20 protein-coding genes and 1 tRNA gene are annotated in these 23,173 nt (G+C 71.9%); 6 read left to right on the top strand and 15 right to left on the bottom strand.

Annotated elements, in window-relative coordinates:
* Positions 1–3: 3 nt before the first annotated feature.
* From ACWDR4_RS16310 to pdhA, 6 genes are all read right to left on the bottom strand, one after another.
* On the bottom strand, positions 4–1,110 hold the full coding sequence (locus ACWDR4_RS16310) for a potassium channel family protein (RefSeq protein ID WP_450408990.1): 1,107 nt from the start codon (positions 1,108–1,110) through the stop codon (positions 4–6).
* Positions 1,111–1,174: 64 nt separating this feature from the next.
* Positions 1,175–2,629 (bottom strand): molybdopterin molybdotransferase MoeA, encoded by a 1,455-nt coding sequence (locus ACWDR4_RS16315; protein WP_450408991.1) that lies wholly within the window; start codon positions 2,627–2,629, stop codon positions 1,175–1,177.
* On the bottom strand, positions 2,626–3,564 hold the full coding sequence (locus tag ACWDR4_RS16320) for an NTP transferase domain-containing protein (protein WP_450408993.1): 939 nt from the start codon (positions 3,562–3,564) through the stop codon (positions 2,626–2,628). The genes ACWDR4_RS16315 and ACWDR4_RS16320 overlap by 4 nt, the downstream gene beginning before the upstream one ends.
* Before the next feature lie 55 nt (positions 3,565–3,619).
* Entirely contained in the window at positions 3,620–4,951 is a 1,332-nt protein-coding gene (locus tag ACWDR4_RS16325; protein WP_450408994.1) for a dihydrolipoamide acetyltransferase family protein, read from the bottom strand.
* Positions 4,951–5,958 carry an alpha-ketoacid dehydrogenase subunit beta gene (locus tag ACWDR4_RS16330; RefSeq protein ID WP_450408996.1) on the bottom strand — a complete coding sequence of 336 codons (1,008 nt, stop codon included), beginning with the start codon at positions 5,956–5,958 and terminating at the stop codon, positions 4,951–4,953. The genes ACWDR4_RS16325 and ACWDR4_RS16330 overlap by 1 nt, the downstream gene beginning before the upstream one ends.
* On the bottom strand, positions 5,958–7,091 hold the full coding sequence (gene pdhA / locus ACWDR4_RS16335; RefSeq protein ID WP_450408998.1) for a pyruvate dehydrogenase (acetyl-transferring) E1 component subunit alpha: 1,134 nt from the start codon (positions 7,089–7,091) through the stop codon (positions 5,958–5,960). The genes ACWDR4_RS16330 and pdhA overlap by 1 nt, the downstream gene beginning before the upstream one ends.
* Positions 7,092–7,281: 190 nt before the next feature.
* On the opposite strand from pdhA, the gene ACWDR4_RS16340 reads away from it, so the two are divergent.
* Positions 7,282–7,767 (top strand): Lrp/AsnC family transcriptional regulator, encoded by a 486-nt coding sequence (locus ACWDR4_RS16340; RefSeq protein WP_450409090.1) that lies wholly within the window; start codon positions 7,282–7,284, stop codon positions 7,765–7,767.
* Between the two features lie 12 nt (positions 7,768–7,779).
* On the opposite strand, the gene ACWDR4_RS16345 is transcribed toward ACWDR4_RS16340, so the two are convergent.
* Both ACWDR4_RS16345 and ACWDR4_RS16350 read right to left on the bottom strand, forming a co-directional pair.
* Complete coding sequence (locus ACWDR4_RS16345; protein ID WP_450408999.1) at positions 7,780–8,370, bottom strand: TetR/AcrR family transcriptional regulator; 591 nt, start codon at positions 8,368–8,370, stop codon at positions 7,780–7,782.
* Entirely contained in the window at positions 8,367–9,881 is a 1,515-nt protein-coding gene (locus ACWDR4_RS16350) for a 3-hydroxyacyl-CoA dehydrogenase (protein ID WP_450409001.1), read from the bottom strand. Before ACWDR4_RS16350 ends, ACWDR4_RS16345 begins: the two co-directional genes overlap by 4 nt.
* Positions 9,882–10,053: 172 nt before the next feature.
* On the opposite strand from ACWDR4_RS16350, the gene paaN reads away from it, so the two are divergent.
* The gene (paaN, locus tag ACWDR4_RS16355; RefSeq protein WP_450409003.1) at positions 10,054–11,760 is read left to right on the top strand and encodes a phenylacetic acid degradation protein PaaN; all 1,707 of its coding nucleotides are present in this window, start codon (positions 10,054–10,056) and stop codon (positions 11,758–11,760) included.
* Between the two features lie 94 nt (positions 11,761–11,854).
* Here the strand turns inward: paaN and ACWDR4_RS16360 are convergent, their stop codons facing one another.
* The 3 genes from ACWDR4_RS16360 to ACWDR4_RS16370 all read right to left on the bottom strand — a co-directional run bounded on the left by ACWDR4_RS16360 (position 11,855) and on the right by ACWDR4_RS16370 (position 14,953).
* Positions 11,855–12,640: a TrmH family RNA methyltransferase gene (locus ACWDR4_RS16360; RefSeq protein WP_450409005.1), complete on the bottom strand. Its 786-nt coding sequence runs from the start codon at positions 12,638–12,640 to the stop codon at positions 11,855–11,857.
* Positions 12,641–12,788: 148 nt separating this feature from the next.
* Positions 12,789–14,111, bottom strand: coding sequence for an HTTM domain-containing protein (locus ACWDR4_RS16365; RefSeq protein WP_450409007.1), 1,323 nt, complete (start codon positions 14,109–14,111; stop codon positions 12,789–12,791).
* Positions 14,108–14,953: a DUF5819 family protein gene (locus tag ACWDR4_RS16370; RefSeq protein ID WP_450409008.1), complete on the bottom strand. Its 846-nt coding sequence runs from the start codon at positions 14,951–14,953 to the stop codon at positions 14,108–14,110. Before ACWDR4_RS16370 ends, ACWDR4_RS16365 begins: the two co-directional genes overlap by 4 nt.
* A gap of 340 nt (positions 14,954–15,293) precedes the next feature.
* Between ACWDR4_RS16370 and ACWDR4_RS16375 the strand changes: the two genes are divergently transcribed.
* Entirely contained in the window at positions 15,294–16,427 is a 1,134-nt protein-coding gene (locus tag ACWDR4_RS16375; protein WP_450409010.1) for an acyl-CoA dehydrogenase family protein, read from the top strand.
* A gap of 59 nt (positions 16,428–16,486) precedes the next feature.
* Here the strand turns inward: ACWDR4_RS16375 and ACWDR4_RS16380 are convergent, their stop codons facing one another.
* From ACWDR4_RS16380 to ACWDR4_RS16395, 4 genes are all read right to left on the bottom strand, one after another.
* A complete protein-coding gene (locus ACWDR4_RS16380) occupies positions 16,487–16,816 on the bottom strand; it encodes a rhodanese-like domain-containing protein (protein WP_369029269.1) in 330 nt (109 codons plus the stop codon).
* 37 nt (positions 16,817–16,853) lie between these two features.
* A complete protein-coding gene (locus tag ACWDR4_RS16385; protein WP_450409011.1) occupies positions 16,854–17,762 on the bottom strand; it encodes a hypothetical protein in 909 nt (302 codons plus the stop codon).
* Positions 17,763–17,852: 90 nt separating this feature from the next.
* Entirely contained in the window at positions 17,853–19,307 is a 1,455-nt protein-coding gene (locus ACWDR4_RS16390; protein ID WP_450409092.1) for a DUF2252 domain-containing protein, read from the bottom strand.
* A 228-nt stretch (positions 19,308–19,535) separates the two neighbouring features.
* Positions 19,536–19,619: transfer RNA gene (locus tag ACWDR4_RS16395), tRNA-Leu, on the bottom strand.
* A 470-nt stretch (positions 19,620–20,089) separates the two neighbouring features.
* Between ACWDR4_RS16395 and ACWDR4_RS16400 the strand changes: the two genes are divergently transcribed.
* The 3 genes from ACWDR4_RS16400 (at position 20,090) to ACWDR4_RS16410 (ending at position 23,167) form a co-directional block, all read left to right on the top strand.
* On the top strand, positions 20,090–20,962 hold the full coding sequence (locus tag ACWDR4_RS16400; protein WP_450409013.1) for an FhaA domain-containing protein: 873 nt from the start codon (positions 20,090–20,092) through the stop codon (positions 20,960–20,962).
* A gap of 10 nt (positions 20,963–20,972) precedes the next feature.
* Entirely contained in the window at positions 20,973–21,497 is a 525-nt protein-coding gene (locus tag ACWDR4_RS16405) for an FHA domain-containing protein FhaB/FipA (protein ID WP_450409015.1), read from the top strand.
* A 98-nt stretch (positions 21,498–21,595) separates the two neighbouring features.
* Positions 21,596–23,167, top strand: a complete 1,572-nt coding sequence (locus tag ACWDR4_RS16410) for a Stp1/IreP family PP2C-type Ser/Thr phosphatase (protein ID WP_450409094.1) — start codon at positions 21,596–21,598, stop codon at positions 23,165–23,167.
* Positions 23,168–23,173 lie beyond the last annotated feature (6 nt).

Genomic DNA, 23,173 nt, shown 5'->3' on the forward strand with positions numbered 1-23,173 from the left:
CGGTCAGTTGTCGCGGATCGGACGGACGTCGGGCGCCACATGCGCGCCCGGCGTCGCCCGCACGATGGTGATGAGCCGGTCGGCCACCTGAAGCTCCCCGATCGACGGATCGTCGTAGCCCATCACCCGATGTCCGCGTACGACGCTCACGACCAGGTCGTCCGTCTCGCGCGGCCCCTTGCCCACCTCGGCCTTTATGACCGGCCGTTCGACGATGTCGAGCCCGCTGCCCTGCTGGATGAGGTCCTCCATGACCATACCGGCGGCGGGGCTGAGCACGGACAGCCCGAGCAGCCGCCCGGCCGCGCTCGCACTGGTGATGACAGCGTCGGCGCCGGACTGCTTGAGCAGCGGCGCGTTCTCCTCCTCGCGCACGGCGGCCACGATCTTCGCCGTGCGGTTGAGCTGCCGGGCGGTCAGCGTGACGAGGACGGCCGTGTCGTCTCGCTGGGTGGCGATGATGATCTGCCGCGCCCTCTGCAGCTCGGCCCGCAACAGGACGTCGCTGCGCGTGGCATCCCCGACCACCCCGGCATACCCCTCGGCGGTGGCCGCCTCCACGGCTTTCGCGCTGGGGTCGACGACCACGACCTGTTCCTTCTTCAGCCCGGTGACACAGACGGTCTGCACGGCCGACCGCCCCTTGGTCCCGAACCCGATGACCACGGTGTGCTCTCGCAAGGCCGCCCTCCAGCGGTTCTGCCGCCACTCCTCGCGCGTGCGCTCCGTGAGGACTTCGAGAGTCGTGCCGACCAGGATGATCAGGAAGAGCACGCGCAGCGGTGTGATGACGAAGATGTTGGTGAACCGGGCAGCGTCACTGACGGGCGTGATGTCGCCGTATCCGGTGGTGGAGAGGGTGACGGTGGCGTAGTAGAAGGCGTCGAGAAGGTCGACGGAACCGTCGGAGTTGTCGGTGTAGCCGTCGTGGTCGGCGTAGACGATGAGCGCGGTCCCGACCAGCACCAGCAGCGCCATGGCGACACGTTTGCCGACCTGGCGGATCGGCCGTTCCACCACGGTCCGGGGAAGTTTCACCCGATGGGTCACCAGATGCTCGTCCGCTTGGCGGGCGATGGCGTCATGGCCCGGCAGTTTCACGTGAAACATCCTCCCCTGTGGTGAACGCCGTTCGGACCCTTCGGGTCCTTGCGGTCCTTCGGACCCGAATGTTTCACGTGAAACACGCCCCGGCTTCGGCGGCTGCCGCCCAGGGCAGATCGAGCAGTTCCAGTTCCTGACCGGGTCGGGCGCCACCGGGCGGTACGACCGCGAGGGCCTCGGCCGCCGCGATACCGCGCAGCATGGCCGGCCCGTTGTAGTGCAGCGGCACGGCCCGGTCGCCGCGTACGACGACGGGGATGAGCCGGGTGTCGTGCGGGTGCCCGTGCACCTCGTCCTTGAGCGGCAGCGTGTACGGCTCCGGTGCCGCCCGTCCCGCGAGGGTCCGCAGCAGGGGCTCGGCAAGGGTGAGCAGCCCGGAGACGGCGGCCAGCGGGTTGCCGGGCAGCCCGACGAGGTGCTGGTTCTCCTTGATCCGGGCCAGCAGCATGGGGTGCCCGGGGCGCACCTGCACGCCGTTCACCAGCAGTTCCGCGCCGAGGCGGCGCAGGGTGGGGTGGACGTGGTCGACGGGTCCGGAAGCGGTGCCGCCGGTGGTGACGATCAGCTCGGCGGGGGAGTTCTTCAGGGCCGCGTAGAGCGCCTCGGCGTCGTCCCCGAGCCTGCGTACGGCCACGACGTCGGCGCCGAGCGAGCGCAGCCAGGGCGGCAGCATCGGACCGAGCGCGTCCCGGATCAGCCCGTCGTGCGGGAGTCCCCCGGTGAGCAACTCGTCGCCCAGGACGAGGACTTCGGCCCGGGGGCGGGGGATCGCGGCGAGCGTGTCGTACCCGGCGGCAGCGGCCAGCCCGAGCACCGCCGGGGTCACGAAGGTGCCGGTGGGCAGCAGCTGATCGCCGGAGCGGCATTCCTGGCCGCGCGGCCGGATGTCCTGGCCGTGGCTCATGTCCCGGGTGGCGTGCAGCCGGCCCTTGTCGTCGGTGCGGCCGTGCTCGCTGCGCAGGACAGCGGTCGTGTCGTACGGGATACGGGCGCCCGTAGCGATCCGTACCGCGCTGCCGTCGGTGAGCGGCTCGGGCTGCGCGTGCCCGGCGAGGACACCGGCCTCGCGCACGGCCCAGGGGCCGGGTCCGGCCACCGCCCAGCCGTCCATCGCGGAGGTGTCGAAGGAGGGGAGGTCGGTGAGGGCCGCCAGGGGAGCGGCGAGGACCAGTCCGAGGGCGGCGTCGAGGGGGACGGAGACGGGGGCCTTGGCGGTACGGGGGACCTGGCGGGCGGCGCGCTCGGCGGTGGCGCGGGCCTGGGGCCAGGGGGTGGCCCGGGGGCGGGCGGGGGCGGAGGTAGGGGTGAGGTCCCCGTCGGTGCCAGGACCGGTGCCGGGTCCGGGGTGGTCGGCCTCCACGTCGTAGACGCCCTCCCCGCTGGGGGCGGGTACTGCGGCGCCCTCGGCGGTCGGCCCGTCGCCCTGCCCACCGCTTCCGCTGCCGCCGCCGCTGCCGTTGCCTTCGTTCACGAGGGCGAGCGCCTCCTCGACGCCGAGGTCGTCCAGGTCGCTGCGGGCGGTCATCCGGCGTCCGGGCGGCTGTCGGGGGCCTTGCCCGCACCGGGTTCGGCGTCGGCGGTCTTCGCGTCCGCCTTGGCCTCCTCGGCCCAGCGCAGGGCGAGGGCGACGGCCTTGCGGGTGGCCTCGGCGACCTCTTCCGGGCCTCCCCCGGCCCGGCCCGCCGCGTATCCGACGAGGAACGTCGTCAGCGGGGCGGCCGGCCTGGCCACTCCGTGCGCGGCATCGCGGGCGAGGTCGAGGAGGAGGCCGGTGTCGACGTCCAGGTCGATGCCCAGTTCGTCCTTGGCTGCGGAAATCCATTCGTCCAACACGTGCCCATGCTCCCTGATGCGTGCTCTGGCGGCGGCGATGTCGTCCCAGGTGTCGCAGTCGAAGGACGCGACGGGGTCGGACACCCGGGTGAGTGCGAGCGCGCCGGTCAGCCGGCGCAGCGGCAGGCCGGTGAGACCCCCGTGTTCGAGGGCGAGCGCGGCCAGTTCCCGGCGCAGCGCGGACGTCCGGTACACGGCCACGAGCGGCTGGTCCCGGCCGCCGGTATCGGTGAGCAGCGCGCCCTCGGCGCCGCTCGTCCGCAGGGCGCCGAGGAGCCGCCGTACCGTCGCGGGGTCAAGGAACGGGAGGTCGGCGGAGAGGACGACGACCTGCGCGGCCCCGGTCCGGCGCAGGCCCGCGTCGAGCGCGGCGACGGGTCCGCCGCCCGGCGGGTCCTCGTGGGCCCAGATCACGGGCCGCGCGGTGGGCCGGGGGCCGGCCACGACCACGGTGGTGCCGGCGTCGGCGCAGGCGGCGAGCACCCGGTCGAGGAGCGCGCGCCCGCCCACCCGGACGCCGGGCTTGTCGGCGCCGCCGAGGCGTCGGGCGGCCCCGCCCGCGAGCACGACAGCGTCGTAGCCGTCGGCACCGGGGATCCCTGAGGGCGGGGGCTCATGCGCGGTCACCCTCCGAGTATGCGGGCCCCCGCTGATCACAGGGAACGGGCGCGCGCCACCCTGATCACAGTGTGCGCAGGAGCACCGCCGGCTGTTCCACGCAGTCCGCCACATAGCGCAGGAAACCGCCCGCCGTGCCGCCGTCGCAGACCCGGTGGTCGAAGGTGAGCCCCAGCTGGACGACCTGGCGCACGGCCAGTTCGCCCTCGTGCACCCACGGCTTGGGGACGATCCGGCCGACGCCGAGCATGGCCGCCTCGGGGTGGTTGACGATCGGCGTGGAGCCGTCGACGCCGAACACGCCGTAGTTGTTCAACGTGAAGGTGCCGCCGGTGAGTTCGGCGGGGGTGAGGGTGCCGGTGCGGGCCGCCTCGGTCAGCCGCGCGATCTCCGCGCTCAGCGACTCGGCGTTCCTGGTGTGCGCGTCCCGGACGACGGGGACGACGAGTCCGCGTTCGGTCTGGGCGGCGAAGCCGAGGTGGACCCGGTCGAGCCGGACGATCTCCCTGGCCCCCAGGTCGACGGTGGAGTTCAGCTCGGGGTAGCGGGCGAGGGCGGCGGTGCAGATACGGGCGAGCAGAGCGAGGAGGGAGATCTTCGGTCCCCCGGCTGCGTTCATCTGCACGCGCGCGTGCATCAGTTCCGTCGCGTCGGCGTCCACCCAGCAGGTCGCGTCCGGGATCTCGCGCCGACTGCGGGAGAGCTTGTCGGCGACGGCACCGCGGATGCCCTTGAGGGGGACACGCGTGCCCTCGGCGGAGGCAGGGGCGGGAGCGGGAACGGGGTGCGAGGCGGGCACCGGAGTCGCGATCGGGGCCGGGGACCCGGGTCGCGTGGCACCGTCGCGCAGGGCGCGCTCCACGTCGGCGCGGAGGATCAGTCCGTCGGGCCCGGAGCCCGCCAACTCCCGCAGATCCAGGCCGTTCTCGCGGGCGAGCCTGCGCACGAGCGGCGAGATGACCGGCACGGGACCGTCGAGACGCGCGGGGGCAGCAGAAGCCTGCGTGTCCGTGACGGCCACCGGGGCGGCGGTCGCCGCCTGTTCCCGCCGTACCCTCCGCCGCCGCGCGGGCGCCTCGGAGGTGCCGTATCCGACGAGCACGTTCCCGGAGCCCCGGTCCGCGTCGCCGGCGGGGTCGGGGTGGGCCGGTGTGCCGACCGCGACCGTCACCAGGGGTGCGCCGACGGGCAGTTCGGTGCCCTCCTCGCCGAAGCGGGCGGTGACGACACCGCCGTAGGGACACGGCACGTCGACCATCGCCTTGGCCGTCTCGACCTCGACGACCGGCTGGTCGACGGCGACGACCTCGCCGACCTCGACCAGCCAGCGCACGATCAGCGCCTCGGTGAGCCCCTCGCCGAGATCGGGGAGCCTGAACTCCAGTACCTGTGCCATCAGCGTTCCGCCTCCCATTGCAACCGCCCCACGGCGTCCAGGACGCGGTCGACGCCGGGCAGGTGGTGCCGCTCCAGCATCGGCGGCGGGTACGGGATGTCGAATCCGGCGACACGCAGCACCGGCGCCTCCAGGTGATGGAAGCAGCGCTCCGTGACGCGGGCCGCGATCTCCCCGCCCGGGCCGCCGAAACCGCCCGACTCGTGGACGACGAGGGCCCGCCCGGTCCGCCGTACCGAAGCGCACACCGTCTCGTCGTCGAACGGGACCAGGGAACGCAGGTCGACGACCTCCAGGTCCCAGCCCTCCGCCTCCGCCGCCCGGGCCGCCTCCAGGCAGACGGGCAGCGACGGCCCGTACGTGATGAGCGTGGCGCTGCGGCCCGGGCGCCGCACCACCGCGCGTCCGATCGGTTCAACGGCCGACGGCTCCTCCGGGTTCCACGAATCCTTCGACCAGTACAGGCGCTTGGGCTCGAGGAAGACCACCGGGTCGTCGGAGGCGATGGCGGCCCGCAACAGGCCGTACGCGTCAGCGACCGTGGCGGGCGTGACGACATGGAGGCCCGGGGTCGCCATGTAGTACGCCTCGGAGGAGTCGCTGTGGTGCTCGACGCCGCCGATGCCGCCGCCGTAGGGCACGCGGACGGTGATCGGCAGGGGCATGGCCCCGCGTGTGCGGTTGCGCATCCGGGAGACGTGCGAGATCAGCTGTTCGAACGCGGGGTAGGCGAACGCGTCGAACTGCATCTCGACGACCGGGCGCAGACCGTACATGGCCATGCCGACGGCCGCCCCGAGGATGCCCGCCTCGGCGAGCGGGGTGTCCGTGCAGCGGTCCTCGCCGAACTCCTTGGCGAGCCCGTCTGTGACCCGGAAGACCCCGCCGAGGGCGCCGACGTCCTCGCCCATGACGTGCACGGCCGGGTCGGCGGCCATGGCGTCGCGCATCGCGCGCGTGAGGGCCTGCGCCATGGTGGCCGGTTTGAGGGCGACGTCGGTGGTCATCAGTGCGCCCCTCCCGCCTCGGCATCCAGCTCGGCCCGCAACTGGGCCCGCTGTTCGCGCAGTTGGGGGGTGGGTTCGGCGTACACCTGGGCGAACAGGTCCATGGGGTCGAGCACCGGGTCCTGGTGCATCCGGGCGCGCAGGTCGGCGGCGAGTGCCTCGGCGTCGTCGCGCGCGGCCTTGACGCCGTCCTCGTCGAGCAGCCCGCGCGCGGTGAGTTCCTGTGCGAGGAGGTCGATCGGGTCGTGCTCGCGCCAGGCGGCGACCTCGGAGTCGGTCCGGTAGCGCTTGTCGTCGTCGGCGTTGGTGTGCGCCTCCAGGCGGTAGGTCACCGCCTCGACGAGCGTGGGACCACCACCCGCGCGCGCGTGACGCACGGCGTCGCTCAGCACCTCGTACATGGCGACCGCGTCGTTGCCGTCGACCAGGCGGCCCGGCATCCCGTAGCCGACGGCCTTGTGGGCCAGCGACGGGGCGGCGGTCTGCTTGGCGAGCGGCACGGAGATCGCGAAGCCGTTGTTCTGGACCAGGAAGACCACCGGCGCCTGCCACACGGCGGCGAAGTTCAGCGCCTCGTGGAAGTCGCCCTCGCTGGTGCCGCCGTCGCCGACCATGGCCAGCACGACCACGTCGTCGCCCTTGAGCCGGGCGGCGTGCGCGAGCCCGACGGCGTGCGGCAGCTGCGTCGCCAGCGGGGTGCACAGAGGCGCCACCCGGTGCTCACGCGGGTCGTACCCGGTGTGCCAGTCGCCGCGCAGCAGCGTCAGCGCCTGTACGGGGTCCACGCCCCGGGCGACCACGGCGAGCGTGTCCCGGTAGCTGGGGAAGAGCCAGTCGCGGTCCTCCAGGGCGAGCGCGGCGGCCACCTCGCAGGCCTCCTGGCCGACGCTGGAGGGGTACACGGCGAGCCGGCCCTGCTTGGTGAGGGCGGTGGCCTGCGCGTTGTACCGGCGCCCGCGCACCAGCTGCGCGTACAGCCTGCGCAGCAGCCCCGGGTCCGCCTGCGCCGCCGCCTCGGTGCCGAGGACGCGGTACGGAGCCGCGTCGGGCAGCAGCGGCGCGGGGTCGGTGCGGGGCTGCCAGGCGGGCGGCGGCGTTGGCCGGTATGCGCCCCGCTGCTCCATGACCGTCATGACGGCACCTCCTCGTGGGAGACGGCTTCGGGCACACCACGGATGTGAGGCGCCTCACCTACCGATTGTTCGGTCGTCGGCACATTTTGGCTACAGGCACCGTCAGGCTGTGGACAAACGGTTCTCCACAGCCTGAGATGGACGCAGTACGTCCATGGTAGGGAGGCGGGGGGACATGGCACCTGAACAAATGGCCGAACGTCCGGAAGGCAGCGGCACCCTGCCGCCCGCGCGCCCGCTGGACGCCATCGACCAGGACATCCTGCGGATGCTCCAGGCGGACGGCCGCGCCTCGATCCGCTCCGTTGCCGAACGGGTGCACGTGTCCCGGGCCAACGCGTACGCGCGCATCAACCGCCTCATGGAGGACGGCGTGATCCGCGGTTTCGGCGCCCGCGTGGACCACGAACGCGCCGGTCAGGGCACCTCGGCGTACATCACCCTGAAGATCGTCCAGAACTCCTGGCGCACGGTCCGCGAGCAGCTGAGGCAGCTCCCGGGGGCGGACCACATCGCCCTGGTGGGCGGCGACTTCGACGTTCTGCTCCTGGTCCACACCCCCGACAACAAGGCGCTGCGCGAGCTGGTGCTGATGCGTCTCCAGGCGATGCCGGAGGTGCTCAGCACGCGCACGCTGCTGGTGTTCGAGGAGGAGGACCTGGACCTGGAGGGCTGAGCCCCCGGCAGGTCACTCGGGGTTGCGCAGGCCCCCGAAGACCAGCCGCACCACCGCGTCGGAGACCTCCCGCTCACCCATGCCGCGTCCGTCGGGCCGGTACCACTCGACGACCGAGTTGATCATCCCGAAGACGAGCCGCGTCGCGAGCCGCACCTCCACGTCAGCGCGTACGTCCCCCTCGGCCGCCGCGGCCCTGAGCAGCTCGGCGACCCGGTGGTCGAAGTCCCGGCGCCGTTCCAGCGCCCAGCGCTCGGTGTCGGTGTTGCCGCGCACCCGCAGCAGCAGCGTCACGTACGGCAGCTCGGCCATGAGCACCTCGACCATGCGCCGTACGACGTACTCCAGGCGTCCGGCGGCGGCCCCCACGCGCGCGTGCTCCTCGTCGAGGATCCCGAAGAGCCCGTCCAGTGCCCGGCTGACGGCGAGGCGCAGCAGCTCCTCCTTGCCGGTGACGTGGTGGTAGATCGACGACTTGGAGATGCCCGCGGCCTTGGAGAGGTGCTCCATGGAGGTGCCGTCGTAGCCGCGCTCGATGAAGACCTGGACGGCGACCTGGAGCAGCGTCGTCGGCGTGTACGTGTCGCGCTTGGCGGTGGTCATGGGGTGCCCTCCCGCTTGTCGGTGGCGTACGCGTGGCGGTAGAGCGCGAGGGACGGCGCGTACCGTCCGCTCGGGTCGCGCTGGTGGAGTTCGTCGAGGATCTCGTGCGCCCAGCTCCGGCCGAGCCTGCGGCTCCACTCGAAGGGCCCGAGCGGGTAGTTGACGCCGAGGCGCATCGCCGTGTCGACGTCCTCCTCGGTGGCGACGCCCTTGGCGACGGCGTCGTGCGCGAGGTCGACGATCCGGGCCACCGTACGGGCGACGATCATGCCGGGGGCGTCCCCGAGGACGCTGACGTCCTTGCCGAGCGCCTGGAAGAGGCCGATGGCCTCGGTGAGGGTCTGCGGCTGGGTGTCCTGGGAGGCGGACAGGGCCATGCGGGTGGCCCGCCGGTAGTCGAGGGCGAGGTCGAAGTAGACGACGTCACGGAACTCGACGCTGGTCTGCCCGTCGGCGAGGACCAGCTGGCCGCCGCTGGGCAGCACCAGCCGGGTGCCGTGGTCCTCCTCGTCCTCACGGACGGGAATGCCCGCCTCGCGGATCAGCGCGAGGAGGTCGGACGCGGGGCCCAGGTCGCCCTCCGCGACGACGTAGGCGGGCGCCTGGGCCCGCTCTGCGGTGTGCGGTTCGGCGCGCTCGGCGTCGTCTCCGTACTCGTACCAGCCCTGCCCGGTCTTGCGGCCGAGCCGGCCCGACTCGACGAGCCGCCGCTGGGCGAGCGAGGGCGTGAACCGCACGTCCTGGAAGAAGGCCCGCCACACGGAGTGGGTGACCGCCTCGTTGACGTCCTGGCCGATGAGGTCGGTCAGCTCGAAGGCGCCCATCCGGAAGCCGCCGCACTCGCGCAGCACGGCGTCGATCGTCGCGGGGTCGGCGGACTGGGCCTCGTACGCCGCGAAGGCCTCGGCGTAGAAGGGCCGGGCGAGGCGGTTGACGATGAAGCCGGGGGTGTCGGCGCAGGCGACCGGGGTCTTGCCCCAGGCGCGGGCCATCTCGTACGCGCGCGTGGCCGACGTGACGTCGGTGGCGAACCCGGAGACGACCTCCACGAGGGGCAGCAGCGGCGCCGGGTTGAAGAAGTGCAGCCCCACGAACCGGCCCGGGTTGCGCAGGACGCCCCCGATGGCGGCGACGGACAGCGAGGAGGTGTTGGTGGCGAGCAGACAGTCGTCGTCGACGACGTCCTCCAGGGCGCGCAGCAACTCCTGCTTCACGTCGAGCTGTTCGAGGACGGCCTCGACGACGAGCGAGCAGTCGGCGAGTTCGCCGAGGCTCCCGGCGGCGTGCAGCCGGCCCCGGGCGGCGTCCCGGTCGACCGCCGTCATCCGGTCCTTCTCGACGAGCCGGTCGAGCCGCGCGCCGATCGCGTCGGCGGCCTCCTGGGCCCGCCCGGGAGCGGCGTCGAACAGCCGTACGTGATGACCGGCGACCAGCGCGACCTGGGCGATGCCCTGGCCCATGGTGCCGGTGCCGACGACGGCCACGGGGCTGCTGAGGTCGAGTGCTGTCATGTGCGCGATCCTCCCGCACGGGGTTGTCCACAGATGCGGCGGACCCCCTTGTCCCGACCGATCGTTCGGTTACTCTAACTCTGTCGTGCCTTTCCTGCCCAGGTCATGGCCCAGGTCATGTCCGAGGTCATGAGCTCAACGAAGTGCTCTTGAGACGAGGAGTTGTTCACCGATGGCCGCCGAACTCACCGCGCACCAGCTGATCGCCCAGCACCGGCCCACCCTCGACCAGGCGCTGGAAGCGATCCGCACACGCGCGTACTGGTCCCCGCACCCCGAACACCCCAAGGCGTACGGGGCGGACGGCAGCCTGGACCTGGCCGCGGGCAAGGCCGCCTTCGACGCCGTCCTGAACACCCGCCTCGACCTCGACCAGCCCGGCACGGACGACTGGGTCGGCGGCGAGGAATCCCCGTACGGCATCGCCCTGGGCGTCACCTACCCGCACGCGGACGTCGACGTGCTGCTGCCCGCCATGCAGGCCGGCCAGCGCGCCTGGCGGGACGCGGGCGCGGAAGTGCGCGCGATGGTGTGCCTGGAGATCCTCAAGCGGATCAGCGGCCGGACGCACGAGTTCGCGCACGCGGTCATGCACACCAGCGGCCAGGCCTTCATGATGGCGTTCCAGGCGGGCGGCCCGCACGCCCAGGACCGCGGCCTGGAAGCGGTGGCGTACGCGTATGCGGAGCAGGTCCGCACCCCTGGCACCGCGGAGTGGACCAAGCCCCAGGGCAAGCGCGATCCCCTGGCCCTCACCAAGCAGTTCACGCCGGTCCCGCGCGGTATCGCCCTCCTCATCGGCTGCAACACCTTCCCCACGTGGAACGGCTACCCGGGCCTGTTCGCGTCCCTGGCCACGGGCAACGCGGTCCTCGTGAAGCCCCACCCGCGCGCGGTGCTGCCGCTCGCGCTGACGGTCCAGGTGGCGCGCGAGGTCCTGGCGGAGACCGGCTTCGACCCGAACCTGGTGGCCCTGGCGGCCGAGCGCCCCGGCGAGGGCATCGCGAAGACCCTGGCGACCCGCCCCGAGATCCGCATCATCGACTACACGGGCTCGACGGCGTTCGGCGACTGGCTGGAGGCCAACGCCCACCAGGCGCAGGTCTACACGGAGAAGGCCGGCGTCAACACGGTGATCGTGGAGTCGACCGACGACTACAAGGGCATGCTGTCGAACCTCGCCTTCGCCCTCTCCCTGTACAGCGGCCAGATGTGCACGACCCCGCAGAACCTCCTGATCCCCCGCGACGGCATCCGTACGGAGGAGGGCCACAAGTCGTACGACGAGATGGTCACCGGCCTCGCCGCCGCCGTCGGCGGTCTCCTGGGCGACGACGCGCGCGCGAACGGCCTGCTGGGCGCGATCGTCAACCCCGACGTGAAGGCACGCCTGGAGGCGGCGGCCGGGCTCGGCGAAGTCGCCCTGGCCTCACGGGAGATCACGAACCCCGACTTCCCGGACGCCGTGGTCCGCACCCCCGTCATCGTGAAGCTCGACGGCGCGCAGAAATATTGGGATGGGGCGGACTCCGAGGCCGCCTACATGAGCGAGTGCTTCGGCCCGGTCTCCTTCGCCGTCGCGGTCGACTCTGCGGCGGACGCGGTGCGGCTGCTGCGGCGGACGGTCCGGGAGAAGGGCGCGATGACGGTCGGCGCGTACACGACCGACCCGGAGTTCGAACAGGCCGTCGAGGAGGCCTGCCTGGAGGAGTGCGCCCAGCTGTCCCTGAACCTGACCGGCGGGGTGTACGTCAACCAGACGGCCGCCTTCTCCGACTTCCACGGCTCGGGCGGCAACCCGGCAGCGAACGCGGCCCTGTGCGACGGGGCGTTCGTGGCTAACCGGTTCCGGGTGGTGGAGGTCCGCAGGCAGGCCTGAGCACTCCTCTGGATACGCGGTTCGTTCACTGCGGCCCAGTGGGGGCTGGTCGCGCAGTTCCCCGCGCCCCTTTAAGGGCGCGGGCTCCGCACACTCAGAAGGCCGCGCCGCCCGTGACGCTCCAGTGGTACAGCGTCATGGCCACGCTGGTCGCGAGGTTGTAGCTGGAGACCTGGGGGCGCATCGGGAGGGACACCAGATGGTCGGCACGCGCGCGTAGGTCGGGCGACAGCCCGCTGCGCTCGGAGCCGAAGGCGAGCACGGCGTCGTCCGGGAGCTTCAGGCCCCGGATGTCGTCGCCCTCCGGGTCGAGCGCGAACACCGGCCCGTACGGCAGCTCGGCCACCTCCAGCCGCTCCACGGCGGTCGCGAAGTGCAGCCCCGCCCCACCGCGTACGACGGTGGGGTGCCAGGGGTCGAGCGTCCCCGTGGTGACGACCCCGGTCGCGCCGAACCCGGCCGCGAGCCGGATCACCGCCCCGGCGTTGCCGAGGTTGCGCGGGTTGTCGAGGACGACGACAGGCGCGGTCCGGGGCGTGTGCGCGAGCGCCTCCAGATGGGCCGCGCGGGAGGGCCGTACGGCCAGGGCGGCTACCGCGGTGGGATGCGGGCGCGGCACGAGGGACGTGTACGTCGGCTCCGGGACCTCGGTCAGCAGGGCGTCCAGGGTGTCCCGTACGTCCGGAGCCAGCTCGTCGGCGAGAGCGAGCGTCGCGCGTCGGTCGGCGGTCACGGCCACCGGGATCCGCGCGCCGAAGCGGACGGCGTGCTTGAGGGCGTGGAAGCCGTCGAGCAGGACGGCCGTACCGGCGAGGCGGTGCCACTCGGCTGCCGCGCCGGTCACTGAGGCCGTCTTCGGGTTCGTTGCTGCGTCCGTCATGCCTTGAAGCGTCTCTGATTGGCTTAGTGATCCTGGGTGTTGCTCAGTGATGTGAGCCAGTCGCCTTCGTGCCCTGGTACCGAACGACCAGAATCGTCAGCCCGCGTGGCACGTCCCTCCGGACGCTGGTCGGCCAGGTCTCGCGACCTCACCGAGGAGGGTGCCCGACGTCGCCTGGGCGCCGGGCGTGCATGTCGCACTCTGCCACAGCATCACTACGTTTCGCTAATCCGATTGGTGAGCCCACATGCAGGGGTTCCGCCGTATCGTCCACCGTATGCCGGTCGGGCGCTTCACGTCTGTTACCCGGCAGCCGGGTAATCAGGTGTCCACGCGCGCGTGCCGCCCGGTCGCCGAGGCGGCGCAGGAAGGAGGTCGGCAGGAACACGGCGTCCGCGGCGATCATCGCGAGCGAGAAGAAGGGCAGCCCGAGGACGACGGCGATCACGGCGTGCTCGGTCATCATCACGGCCAGCAGGATGTTCTTGACCCGCCGGTTGAAGAGCGTGAACGGGAAGGCGACCTGCACGATCACCGTCCCGTACGTCACCAGCATCACCATCGTGCCGCTCGACGACATCAGGTCGGAGAGCGCGGGCCACGGCGAGAAGTAGTCGAGGTGGAGCGGGTAGTAGACGGCGGTGCCGTCCTGCCAGCGCGAACCCTGGATCTTGTACCAGCCGGCCGTCGCGTAGATCAGACAGGCCTCGGCCATGATCACGAAGAGCGCCGCGTTGTGCACGAGGTTGCCGACGATGTCGAGGAGCATCCGGGGCTCACCACCACGCCCCCGGCGCGCCACGGCCCACCACACGCCCTGCGCCAGCCACATGCCCCAGAGGATCACCGGGACCAGCGGGTCGCCGTCGAGCTTGCCGGCGGCGGTACCGGCGACGAGGAGCACCCCGAGGACGGTCCAGAGCGCGGGGCCCACCCGGTCGGGAGGGGCATCGAAGAGCACGCGCGCGCGTGCCTCGCGGGCGCGCCGGGCGTCCAGGGACCACACCTGGCCGCAGCGCGTGAACACCAGGTAGATCGACATCAGGTGCAGGACGTTGTCGCCGCCGTCGCCCACGAAGATGCTGCGGTTCTGGAGCGAGAGCACACCGACCATGAAGACCACGGACAGGGCGCGGGTCCGCCAGCCGAGCAACAGCAGCAGACTGGCGAGCACGGCGAGCACATAGACAAGCTCGAACCAGATCTGACTGCCGGACCACATCAGGACCGTGAAGGCGCCGTTGTCCGCGGTGAGCTGCTGGGCGATATCCCAGCTCCAGGGGCCGTCGGGCCCGTACAGCTCCCGCCGGTGCGGGAACTCACGCAGCAGGAACAGCAGCCAGGTCGCCGAGAAGCCGATCCGGACGACGGCGGCCTGATAGGGACCCAGGGCGTTCTCGGTGACCCGGCCGATGCCGTGGGAGACCGACCGGGAGAACGAACGGGAGGCCGCGGGGGCGATGCGGTTCATGAGCCGTCCGCCTCCGCCCCGTCGGCCACGCCCGCGACCGTCTCGCCGTCGGGGACGGGCCACCAGGGCAGTACGCGGTACATGGGCTTCTCGGGCACCTGCGCCTGCTCCTGGCTCCACTCGGGCGGCCGGACGTTCGTACTGCGGGAGCGGACCTGGACACGGTCGATCGTGCCGCCGGGGCCGGCCGCGTCCTCACGGTCGAGACGCAGGACGACGATGCGGCGCAGATACTCCTCGGCCAGGGCCCCGCGCAGGCCCGAGGGGCGGTTCTGGGCGTCGTGCGAGGCGACGAGGAAGTCCCAGGCCCGGCGCAGCTCGTTCTGCTGGGTGTGACTCGGCACCGGATTGCCGTGGATGGCCTCGCCGTCCAGCGCGGACAGGTCGTACCAGGCGGTCGTACGGGCCCCGCCGTCCGCGGTACGGACATCGGCCCGGACCTCGACAGCGATGTTCTGCTGGAGCGGGTTGGGGGCGAAGAGCTTCCAGTTCTGCTCGAACTCCGGGTAGATCCAGTCGTCGATCGTCCGCGCGTGCTGCTTGGTGACCGTGTTCGAGGGCGCGACGTGCAGAAAGACCATCCCGAGGTGCGCACACGCGGCCACCGCGACGACCGCGAGGGCGAGGGCGGCGCCTATCTGGTACGGAAGGGAGAGGGCGGCCAGTGACGGGCGGGGGGCTTCCTGGGAACCGTCGGGGGCCGGTGTGCCGAGGGGAGGTGCGCTGTCACCCTCCGGCGGGCCGGACCCGGGCGGCGGGGGGCCGTCGAGCGGGGAACCCTCGACCCCGCCGGGCTCGTCGCGCCCGTGCCGGGCGTCCGAGCCTGCCTCGTACGCGTCCATTCCGCCCCGTCTCCCGATCCCCGGTCCCACTGCGCCCGCACACCCCACGACACGGCGTGCGCACGGGCACGGTACTCAGGCCCACCCGCCCCGCGCAGCCCCCTCCGCACACCTTGCACGACCTCCGCACGGCACCCGGGAGGGTCGGCCCGGAGAGTTATCCACAGCCGTTGACACCCTACGGCCCGCCGCCGGATCATCGACTCGGACGAACCGAACGATCGGTCGGCTCACTCGCCCCGCACTCCGCGCCCCGGACCCCCACCCGTTCCCTTCTTCTACAACCTGTTCTATCTTGACGCCCCGTCAGATACCCGCCCCGCCCCGAGAGGACAGCACCATGGACTTCAGGTTCAGCGAGGAGCAGCAGGCGGCGGTCGAGGCGGCCCTGGCGGTGTTCGGCGGAGTCGCGCCGGACTCGGTGCCCAGTCCGTCGCTCGTCGCGGGTGCCGTCGCGGACGACTTCGACCGGGCCCTGTGGGAGCGGCTGGCCGCTGCGGATCTGCTGAGCCTGCTGCTCGACGAGGAGTTCGGCGGCGCCGGTCTCGACGCCATCGCCCTGTGCCTCGTACTGCGCGAGTCCGCGAAGGTGCTGGCCAGGGTGCCCCTGCTGGAGAGCTGCGCGGCCACGGCGGCCGTACAGGCGTACGGGGACGAGGAGTTGCGGGGCGAGATACTGCGCCGGGCCGGGACCGGCGAACTCGTGCTCACCGTCGCCGCGCACGGCCGCACCGGCCACGACCCCGCCGAACTCGCCGTGACCGCCGGGCGGGACGGTGACCTCTGGGTGCTCGACGGCGTACAGACGGCGGTGCCCTGGGCGCACAACGCCGACTTCGTCCTCGTCCCCGCGCACACCGGCGCCGACCGGACCGTCCTCGCCCTGGTCCCCCGCGTCCACGAAGGCGCCGTCCTCGCCGAGCAGATATCCACCGCCGGTGAGCGGCTCGGCGAACTGCGCCTGGATTCCGTGCGATTGCCGGACCGGTACGTCCTCGACGCCGACGGCGCCTGGCCGTGGCTGCGCGACCTGCTGACCGTCGGGACCTGCGCGCTGGCGCTCGGGCTGGGGACGGCGGTGCTGGGCATGACCAGCGACTACACCGGCAAGCGGGAGCAGTTCGGGTATCCGCTGGCGACGTTCCAGGCCGTCGCCGTGCAGGCCGCCGACCGGTACATCGACCTGCGCGCGATGGAGGTCACGCTGTGGCAGGCGGCGTGGCGGGTCGGCACGAGGGCCGGAGGCACGCTGCCCGTGTCCGGGGATGTCGCCGTCGCCAAGATCTGGGCCTCGGAAGGGGTACGACGGGTCGTGCAGACCGCGCAGCATCTGCACGGCGGCTTCGGCGCCGACACCGACTACCCGCTGCACCGGTACCACGCCTGGGCCAAGTACCTGGAACTGTCGCTCGGCCCGGCCGCCGCACACGAGGAGGCCCTCGGCGACCTGCTCGCCGCCCACCAACTGGGCTGAAGACGGCGGCGGGCCGTCACGTACGCGGGGTACGGGACGGGACACAGGGATACGGGGGTTCAGGCGACGAAGCCCGGCGCACCCTCATCCGTCACGACCGGGCGGCCCGCCGCCTCCCACACCTGCATACCGCCGCCGACGTTCACCGCGTCGATGCCCTGCTGGACCAGGTAGTTGGTGACCTGGGCCGACCGGCCACCGGAGCGGCAGATCACGTTGACCCGGCCGTCCTGCGGCGCCGCCTCCGTCAACTCGCCGTAGCGGGCGACGAACTCGCTCATCGGGATGTGCAACGCCCCCTCGGCGTGCCCCGCCTGCCACTCGTCGTCCTCGCGGACGTCCAGCAGGAAGTCGCCGTCCTTGAGGTCCGTGACCTCGACCGTGGGCACACCAGCTCCGAAACTCATGTCCCCGACGATACCCAGGTCACTGCTCCAGCAACTCCGCGAGTTCCCTCTCGCGCTGCGCGACCTGCGCCAGGAGCTGCTCGGCGATCTCCTCCAGGAGGCGGTCCGGGTCGTCCGGAGCGAGCTTCAGCATCGCGCCGATCGCACCCTCCTCCAGTTCACTGGCGACCAGCGTGAGCAGTTCCTTGCGCTGGGAAAGCCATTCGAGGCGGGCGTACAGCTCCTCGCTGTGGCTCGGCTGCCACTCGGCGGGCGCCGGACCGGCCGCCCACTCCTCTGCCAGCTCCCGCAGCAGCCCCTCGTCACCGCGCCCGTAGGCGGCGTTGACCCGGGAGATGAACTCGTCGCGCCGCGCCCGCTCCTCCTCGTCCTGTGCGAGGTCCGGGTGGGCCTTGCGGACCAGTTCGCGGTAGAGCTTGCGGGCCTCGTCGCTCGGACGGACCCGCTGCGGAGGCCGCACCGGCTGGTCGGTGAGCATCGCCACGGCCTCCGGGAACAGTCCCTCCGAGTCCATCCAGCCGTGGAACAGCTCCTCGACACCGGGCATCGGCATGACCCGCGCCCGCGCCTCCTGCGCCGCGAGCACGTCCTCGGGGGCACCGGTCCGCGCGGCCTTCGCCTCGGCGATCCGGGCGTCCAGTTCGTCGAGGCGGGCGTACATCGGGCCGAGCTTCTGGTGGTGCAGCCGGGAGAAGTTCTCGACCTCGATCCGGAAGGTCTCGACCGCGATCTCGTACTCGATGAGCGCCTGCTCGGCGACCCGTACGGCCCGCTCCAGCCGCTCCTCGGGCCGAGCCGCCGCAGCCACGCCCTCGGCCGCCCCCCCGGCCTGATCGGCCGCGCCGGACGGCGCCTGCGCGTCAAGGGGCTCCCGCGGCCCGTCGGCTTCGGGCACGGACAAGGACTGCTCAGCTTCCGGGGTCGTCACCCGCCCAGCGTAGGCCACGGCTCACCCGCACACCGAGGGCCACCGAACAGACCCTGTGGCGGCCCCGCGGCCCTCATACTCCCGTCCCCGTCAGACGCCCATCTCCGCGGCGATCCTCCCCGCCCGCACCGCCTCCACCAGAACCGCGTGGTCCGCCTCCGTACGGTCGGCGTAGGACACGGCGAACGTCGCCATCGCCTCGTCCAGCTCGTCGCCCTTGCCGCAGTAGCCGGCGATCAGCCTCGGGTCGGCGCTGTGGGCATGGGCCCGGGCCAGGAGGGCGCCCGTCATCCGGCCGTAGTCGTCGACCTGGTCGGCGGCGAGCGCGGCCGGGTCGACGCTGCCCTTGCGGTTGCGGAACTGCCGTACCTGGAAAGGCAGTCCGTCGACCGTCGTCCAGCCGAGGAGGATGTCGCTGACGACCTGCATACGCTTCTGCCCGAGCACCACCCGGCGCCCCTCGTGCACCGCGCCCGCCGCCTCCACCGGGTCGAAGCCGGCGGTCGCCAGATGCGGAACCAGCGCCGAGGGCCGGGCCTCCTTCACCTGGAGCACGAGGGACTCACCACGGTGGTCAAGCAGCAGCACGACGTACGACCGCGCGCCCACGCTCCCCGTGCCGACGATGCGGAACGCCACGTCGTGCACCGCGTGCCGGGCCAGCAGCGGGAGCCGGTCCTCCGAGAGCGTGCCCACGTATTCCTCCAGGGACGCCGCCACCACCTCGGCCTCCGCGTCCGGCACCCGCCGCAGCACCGGCGGCGCGTCCACGAAGCGCCGCCCGCCGTCCTCGGTGACCTCCGTCGACCTGGCCGCGAACCGCCCGCTGGTGTTGCCCCGCGCCTTCTCGGAGACCCGCTCCAGCGTGCCGATCAGGTCGTGGGCGTCCGTGTAGGAGACGAGTTCCTCGTCCGCGATGGCGTTCCACGCGTCCAGCACCGACAGCTTCGCGAGGAGCCGCATCGTGCGGCGGTACGCGCCGACCGCGCCGTGCGCCGCCCCCCGGCAGGTGGCCTCGTCCGCGCCCGCCTCCCGGCCCGCGAGGACGAGCGAGGCGACGAGCCGCTTGAGATCCCACTCCCAGGGGCCCAGGACCGTCTCGTCGAAGTCGTTCAGGTCCATGACCAGACCGCCGCGCGCGTCCCCGTACAGCCCGAAGTTGCCCGCGTGGGCGTCGCCGCAGATCTGGGCGCGGATCCTGGTCATCGGGGTACGGGCGAGGTCGTACGCCATCAGGCCCGCCGAACCGCGCAGGAACGCGAACGGGGTGGCCGCCATCCTGCCCACCCTTATCGGGGTCAGCCCGGGGATACGTCCGAGGTTGGACTCCCTGACCGCCGCCTCCGCGTCCGGACGCGAACCGTCCGTGCCGGAGTCGAAGGAGGCGTGCGCGGCGCGCGGGACCTGCCGCCGCAGCGCTTTCCCCTCCTCCTTGGGGGAGGAGCCCTCCGCCTGCCACTGCGCGAAGCCACGCACCCGGGGAAGCCCCCGTGCCCGGCTCGGCGCCACCGAGGCCCCCGCCGTCTCCGTACCGACCTCGGTCATCGCGACCGCCTTCCCCGCTTCGTCCACCACTGTCAACATCAACTCGCGACGACCGTACCGCCGCCGGACAAATCCCGTCAGAGCCTGTGGATAACTCTTCGACCCCGGTCCGACTCGTGGGACGCACCTCATATGAGAGAGACCTCACACCCGCAGGACACCTGCGCGACGTGCGAGGACAACGCGAAACGGCCCTCATCGTGATCCACGATGAGGGCCGTTCACTTGTGCGCGAGGGGGGAGTTGAACCCCCACGCCCTTTCGGGCACTGGAACCTGAATCCAGCGCGTCTGCCTATTCCGCCACCCGCGCATTGGGTGTGTCCTCAAGCCCTGCTCCGTGCGGTGCTGGGGCCTTCCGACATCGAGAAGATTAGCACGCTGGAGGTGGTGGGTTCACATCCCTTTCCCTCCGCCCCCGACCACCCAGACCGAGCCGGACCGGCCGCGACTACGTATCAACACGTGCCTGTTCACGTATCAACCTCGTACCGGTCCAGCCCATCTCCTCAGGAGGCGGGCAAGGTGCACAGTCAGGTGCGGGACACTGGTTTGGCGCCGCCTCTACGATCTGAGTACGGCCCGAGGAGTTCGAAGAGGAGCTTCTCAGGGAACTTCGTCAGGCGTCGACACCTGTCGACCGGGCTGACAGGGGGAACCAGCCGATTTCCCGGCGCGTGGATACGATCAGTAAGCAGTACCAAGTACGGCAGGCACAGCAGAAGCGGTACGCAGGGCAGTACGCACGGTTCAGACAGAGCAGCAACTAGGAGGAGGTGCCCCATGGGAGTCCTGAAGAAGTTCGAGCAGCGTCTCGAAGGTCTGGTCAACGGCACCTTCGCCAAAGTGTTCAAGTCCGAGGTCCAGCCCGTGGAGATCGCGGGTGCGCTGCAGCGCGAGTGCGACAACAACGCGACCATCTGGAACCGCGACCGGACCGTCGTACCCAACGACTTCATCGTGGAACTGAGCACACCGGACTACGACCGCCTCAGCCCCTACTCGGGGCAGCTCGGCGACGAACTCGCCGGGATGGTGCGGGACTACGCCAAGCAGCAGCGCTACACCTTCATGGGCGACATCAAGGTGCACCTGGAGAAGGCCGACGACCTGGACACCGGTCTGTACCGGGTGCGCAGCCGTACGCTCGCCTCCTCCACCAACCAGCAGGCCCCCGGCCGTCCGGGCCCCGGCGCCGCCGCTCCTGCGGCTCCGCCGCCGAGCCGGCCCGGCGCGGGCGGAGCCGCAGGTGGTTACGGCTATCCGCCGGCCTCCGCACCGCCCCCGATGCCTGCCGCGCCGCCCCCCGGCGGACGTCCCGGCGCCGCCCCCGCGGGCCCGCCCATGGGGCAGCGGCCGACAGCGGGAGCGGGCCGCACGCGCGCGTGGGTCGAGATCAACGGCGCACGCCACCAGATCACCCGCGCGACGCTGGTGCTGGGCCGCAGTACCGAGGCCGACGTCCGGATCGACGACCCCGGCGTCTCACGCCGGCACTGTGAGATCCGTCCCGGAACGCCCCCGTCCATCCAGGATCTCGGGTCCACCAACGGCATCGTGGTGGACGGAACGCACACCACCCGCGCTACGCTCCGCGACGGCTCGCGGATCGTCGTGGGCAGCACCACCATCATTTACCGGCAAGCCGAAGGGTGAAGCGGGGGCAATGTCAGAGCTGACCCTCACGGTCATGCGGCTGGGTTTCCTGGCCGTACTGTGGCTGTTCGTGATCGTGGCCGTGCAGGTCATCCGCAGCGATCTGTTCGGTACGCGTGTCACCCAGCGCGGGTCGAGGCGTGACAGCGGCCGGCAGCAGCAGGCCGCCGCCCGACAGGCCGCCGCGCCACCACCGCAGCGCCAGCAGCAGCCGTCCGGCGGCGGCAGGCAGCGCCGGGGCGCACCCAGCAAACTGGTCGTCTCCGAGGGCACACTGACGGGCACCACCGTCGCGCTCCAGGGGCAGACCGTCACGCTCGGCCGGGCCCACGACTCCACCATCGTGCTGGACGACGACTACGCCTCCAGCAGGCATGCCAGGATCTACCCGGACCGGGACGGCCAGTGGATCGTCGAGGACCTGGGGTCCACGAACGGCACCTATCTCGACCGGACCCGACTGACTACTCCCACACCGATTCCGCTGGGCGCGCCGATCCGCATCGGCAAGACCGTCATCGAGCTGCGGAAGTAGTGCTACATCATGAATAGGCGCGAGCGGAGCGAGCACGCGGCGGCGGTCCACGCGACGGACCGCGGCGCGCTCCCGACCGGAGGGTGGGCACCGTGCGGATGTACCCGGAGCCGACGGGCGAGGTGCGCATGAGTCTGTCACTGCGCTTCGCCGCCGGATCGCACAAAGGCATGATCCGCGAGGGCAACGAGGACTCCGGCTACGCCGGTCCCCGCCTCCTCGCGATCGCCGACGGCATGGGCGGACAGGCGGCCGGTGAGGTCGCCTCCTCCGAGGTGATCTCCACGATCGTCGCCCTCGACGACGACGTCCCCGGCTCCGACATCCTCACCTCGCTCGGCACCGCCGTGCAGCGGGCCAACGACCAGCTCCGGATGATGGTCGAGGAGGACCCCCAGCTGGAGGGCATGGGCACCACGCTCACCGCCCTCCTGTGGACGGGCCAGCGCCTCGGCCTCGTACACGTGGGCGACTCGCGCGCCTACCTCCTGCGCGACGGCGTCCTCACGCAGATCACACAGGACCACACCTGGGTGCAGCGCCTCGTCGACGAGGGACGCATCACCGAGGAAGAGGCCACCACCCACCCGCAGCGCTCCCTGCTGATGCGCGCGCTGGGCAGCGGCGACCATGTCGAGCCCGACCTCTCCATCCGCGAAGTCCGCGCCGGCGACCGGTACTTGATCTGCTCCGACGGGCTCAGCGGCGTCGTGTCCCACCAGACCATGGAGGACACCCTCGCCAGCTACCAGGGCCCCCAGGAGACCGTGCAGCAGCTCATCGAGCTGGCCCTGCGCGGCGGCGGCCCCGACAACATCACCGTGATCGTCGCCGACGTCCTGGACCTCGACACCGGGGACACCCTCGCCGGGCAGCTGTCCGACGTACCCGTGGTGGTCGGCGCGGTCGCCGAGAACCAGCACAACCTGCACGACGGCGGCGCCATGCAGACGCCCGCCGGACGTGCCTCCGGGCTCGGCCGGCAGCGGCCCGCGCACGGCGGCGGGGGCGGCGAGTTCGGCCCGCCCGGCTCCGGCGACACCACCGGCTACATCCAGACCGGGAGCTTCGGCGGCTACACCGACGAGGACTTCGTCAAGCCCAGCGCCGGCCGCAGGTGGTTCAAGAGAACCCTCTACATCACGCTCGCCCTCGCCGTCATCGGCGGGGGCCTGTACGGCGGCTACCGCTGGACCCAGACCCAGTACTACGTCGGCGCCAACGACGAGCACGTCGCGCTGTACCGGGGCATCAGCCAGGACCTGGCCTGGGTCTCGCTCTCGAAGGTCGAGAAGGACCACCCCGAGATCGAACTCAAGTACCTGCCGTCGTACCAGCAGAAGCAGGTCAAGGCCACGATCACCGAGGGCGGCCTCAAGGACGCCCAGTCGAAGATCTCCGAACTGGCCACCCAGGCCTCCGCGTGCAAGAAGCAGGAAGCCCGGCGCGCGGCCGACAACGCGAACAACGCCGAGACCGGCGAAGGCGAGGCCGGAGGCACCACGGGAACCACCCGTACCGCCGCCGCGTCCAAGGCAACGCCGAGCCCGACGCCGAGCCCGACGCCGTCCGGATCGGCGTCCCCGTCCACAACCGCACCCACTCCCACACCCGGCCCCAGCCTCTCTGAGGAAGAGCAGAAGCTGGTCTCGCAGTGCGGTAAGCAGTAGGCAAGC

The sequence above is a fragment of the Streptomyces sp. NPDC000878 genome (assembly GCF_053599695.1).

Coding starts and splice junctions, on each gene's coding strand:
- ACWDR4_RS16310 (WP_450408990.1), bottom strand. CDS start 1,110: ATGTTTCACGTGAAACTGCCGGGCCATGACGCCATCGCCCGCCAAGCG.
- ACWDR4_RS16315 (WP_450408991.1), bottom strand. CDS start 2,629: ATGACCGCCCGCAGCGACCTGGACGACCTCGGCGTCGAGGAGGCGCTC.
- ACWDR4_RS16325 (WP_450408994.1), bottom strand. CDS start 4,951: ATGGCACAGGTACTGGAGTTCAGGCTCCCCGATCTCGGCGAGGGGCTC.
- ACWDR4_RS16330 (WP_450408996.1), bottom strand. CDS start 5,958: ATGACCACCGACGTCGCCCTCAAACCGGCCACCATGGCGCAGGCCCTC.
- pdhA (WP_450408998.1), bottom strand. CDS start 7,091: ATGACGGTCATGGAGCAGCGGGGCGCATACCGGCCAACGCCGCCGCCC.
- ACWDR4_RS16340 (WP_450409090.1), top strand. CDS start 7,282: ATGGCCGAACGTCCGGAAGGCAGCGGCACCCTGCCGCCCGCGCGCCCG.
- ACWDR4_RS16345 (WP_450408999.1), bottom strand. CDS start 8,370: ATGACCACCGCCAAGCGCGACACGTACACGCCGACGACGCTGCTCCAG.
- ACWDR4_RS16350 (WP_450409001.1), bottom strand. CDS start 9,881: ATGACAGCACTCGACCTCAGCAGCCCCGTGGCCGTCGTCGGCACCGGC.
- paaN (WP_450409003.1), top strand. CDS start 10,054: ATGGCCGCCGAACTCACCGCGCACCAGCTGATCGCCCAGCACCGGCCC.
- ACWDR4_RS16360 (WP_450409005.1), bottom strand. CDS start 12,640: ATGACGGACGCAGCAACGAACCCGAAGACGGCCTCAGTGACCGGCGCG.
- ACWDR4_RS16365 (WP_450409007.1), bottom strand. CDS start 14,111: ATGAACCGCATCGCCCCCGCGGCCTCCCGTTCGTTCTCCCGGTCGGTC.
- ACWDR4_RS16370 (WP_450409008.1), bottom strand. CDS start 14,953: ATGGACGCGTACGAGGCAGGCTCGGACGCCCGGCACGGGCGCGACGAG.
- ACWDR4_RS16375 (WP_450409010.1), top strand. CDS start 15,294: ATGGACTTCAGGTTCAGCGAGGAGCAGCAGGCGGCGGTCGAGGCGGCC.
- ACWDR4_RS16390 (WP_450409092.1), bottom strand. CDS start 19,307: ATGACCGAGGTCGGTACGGAGACGGCGGGGGCCTCGGTGGCGCCGAGC.
- ACWDR4_RS16400 (WP_450409013.1), top strand. CDS start 20,090: ATGGGAGTCCTGAAGAAGTTCGAGCAGCGTCTCGAAGGTCTGGTCAAC.
- ACWDR4_RS16405 (WP_450409015.1), top strand. CDS start 20,973: ATGTCAGAGCTGACCCTCACGGTCATGCGGCTGGGTTTCCTGGCCGTA.
- ACWDR4_RS16410 (WP_450409094.1), top strand. CDS start 21,596: ATGTACCCGGAGCCGACGGGCGAGGTGCGCATGAGTCTGTCACTGCGC.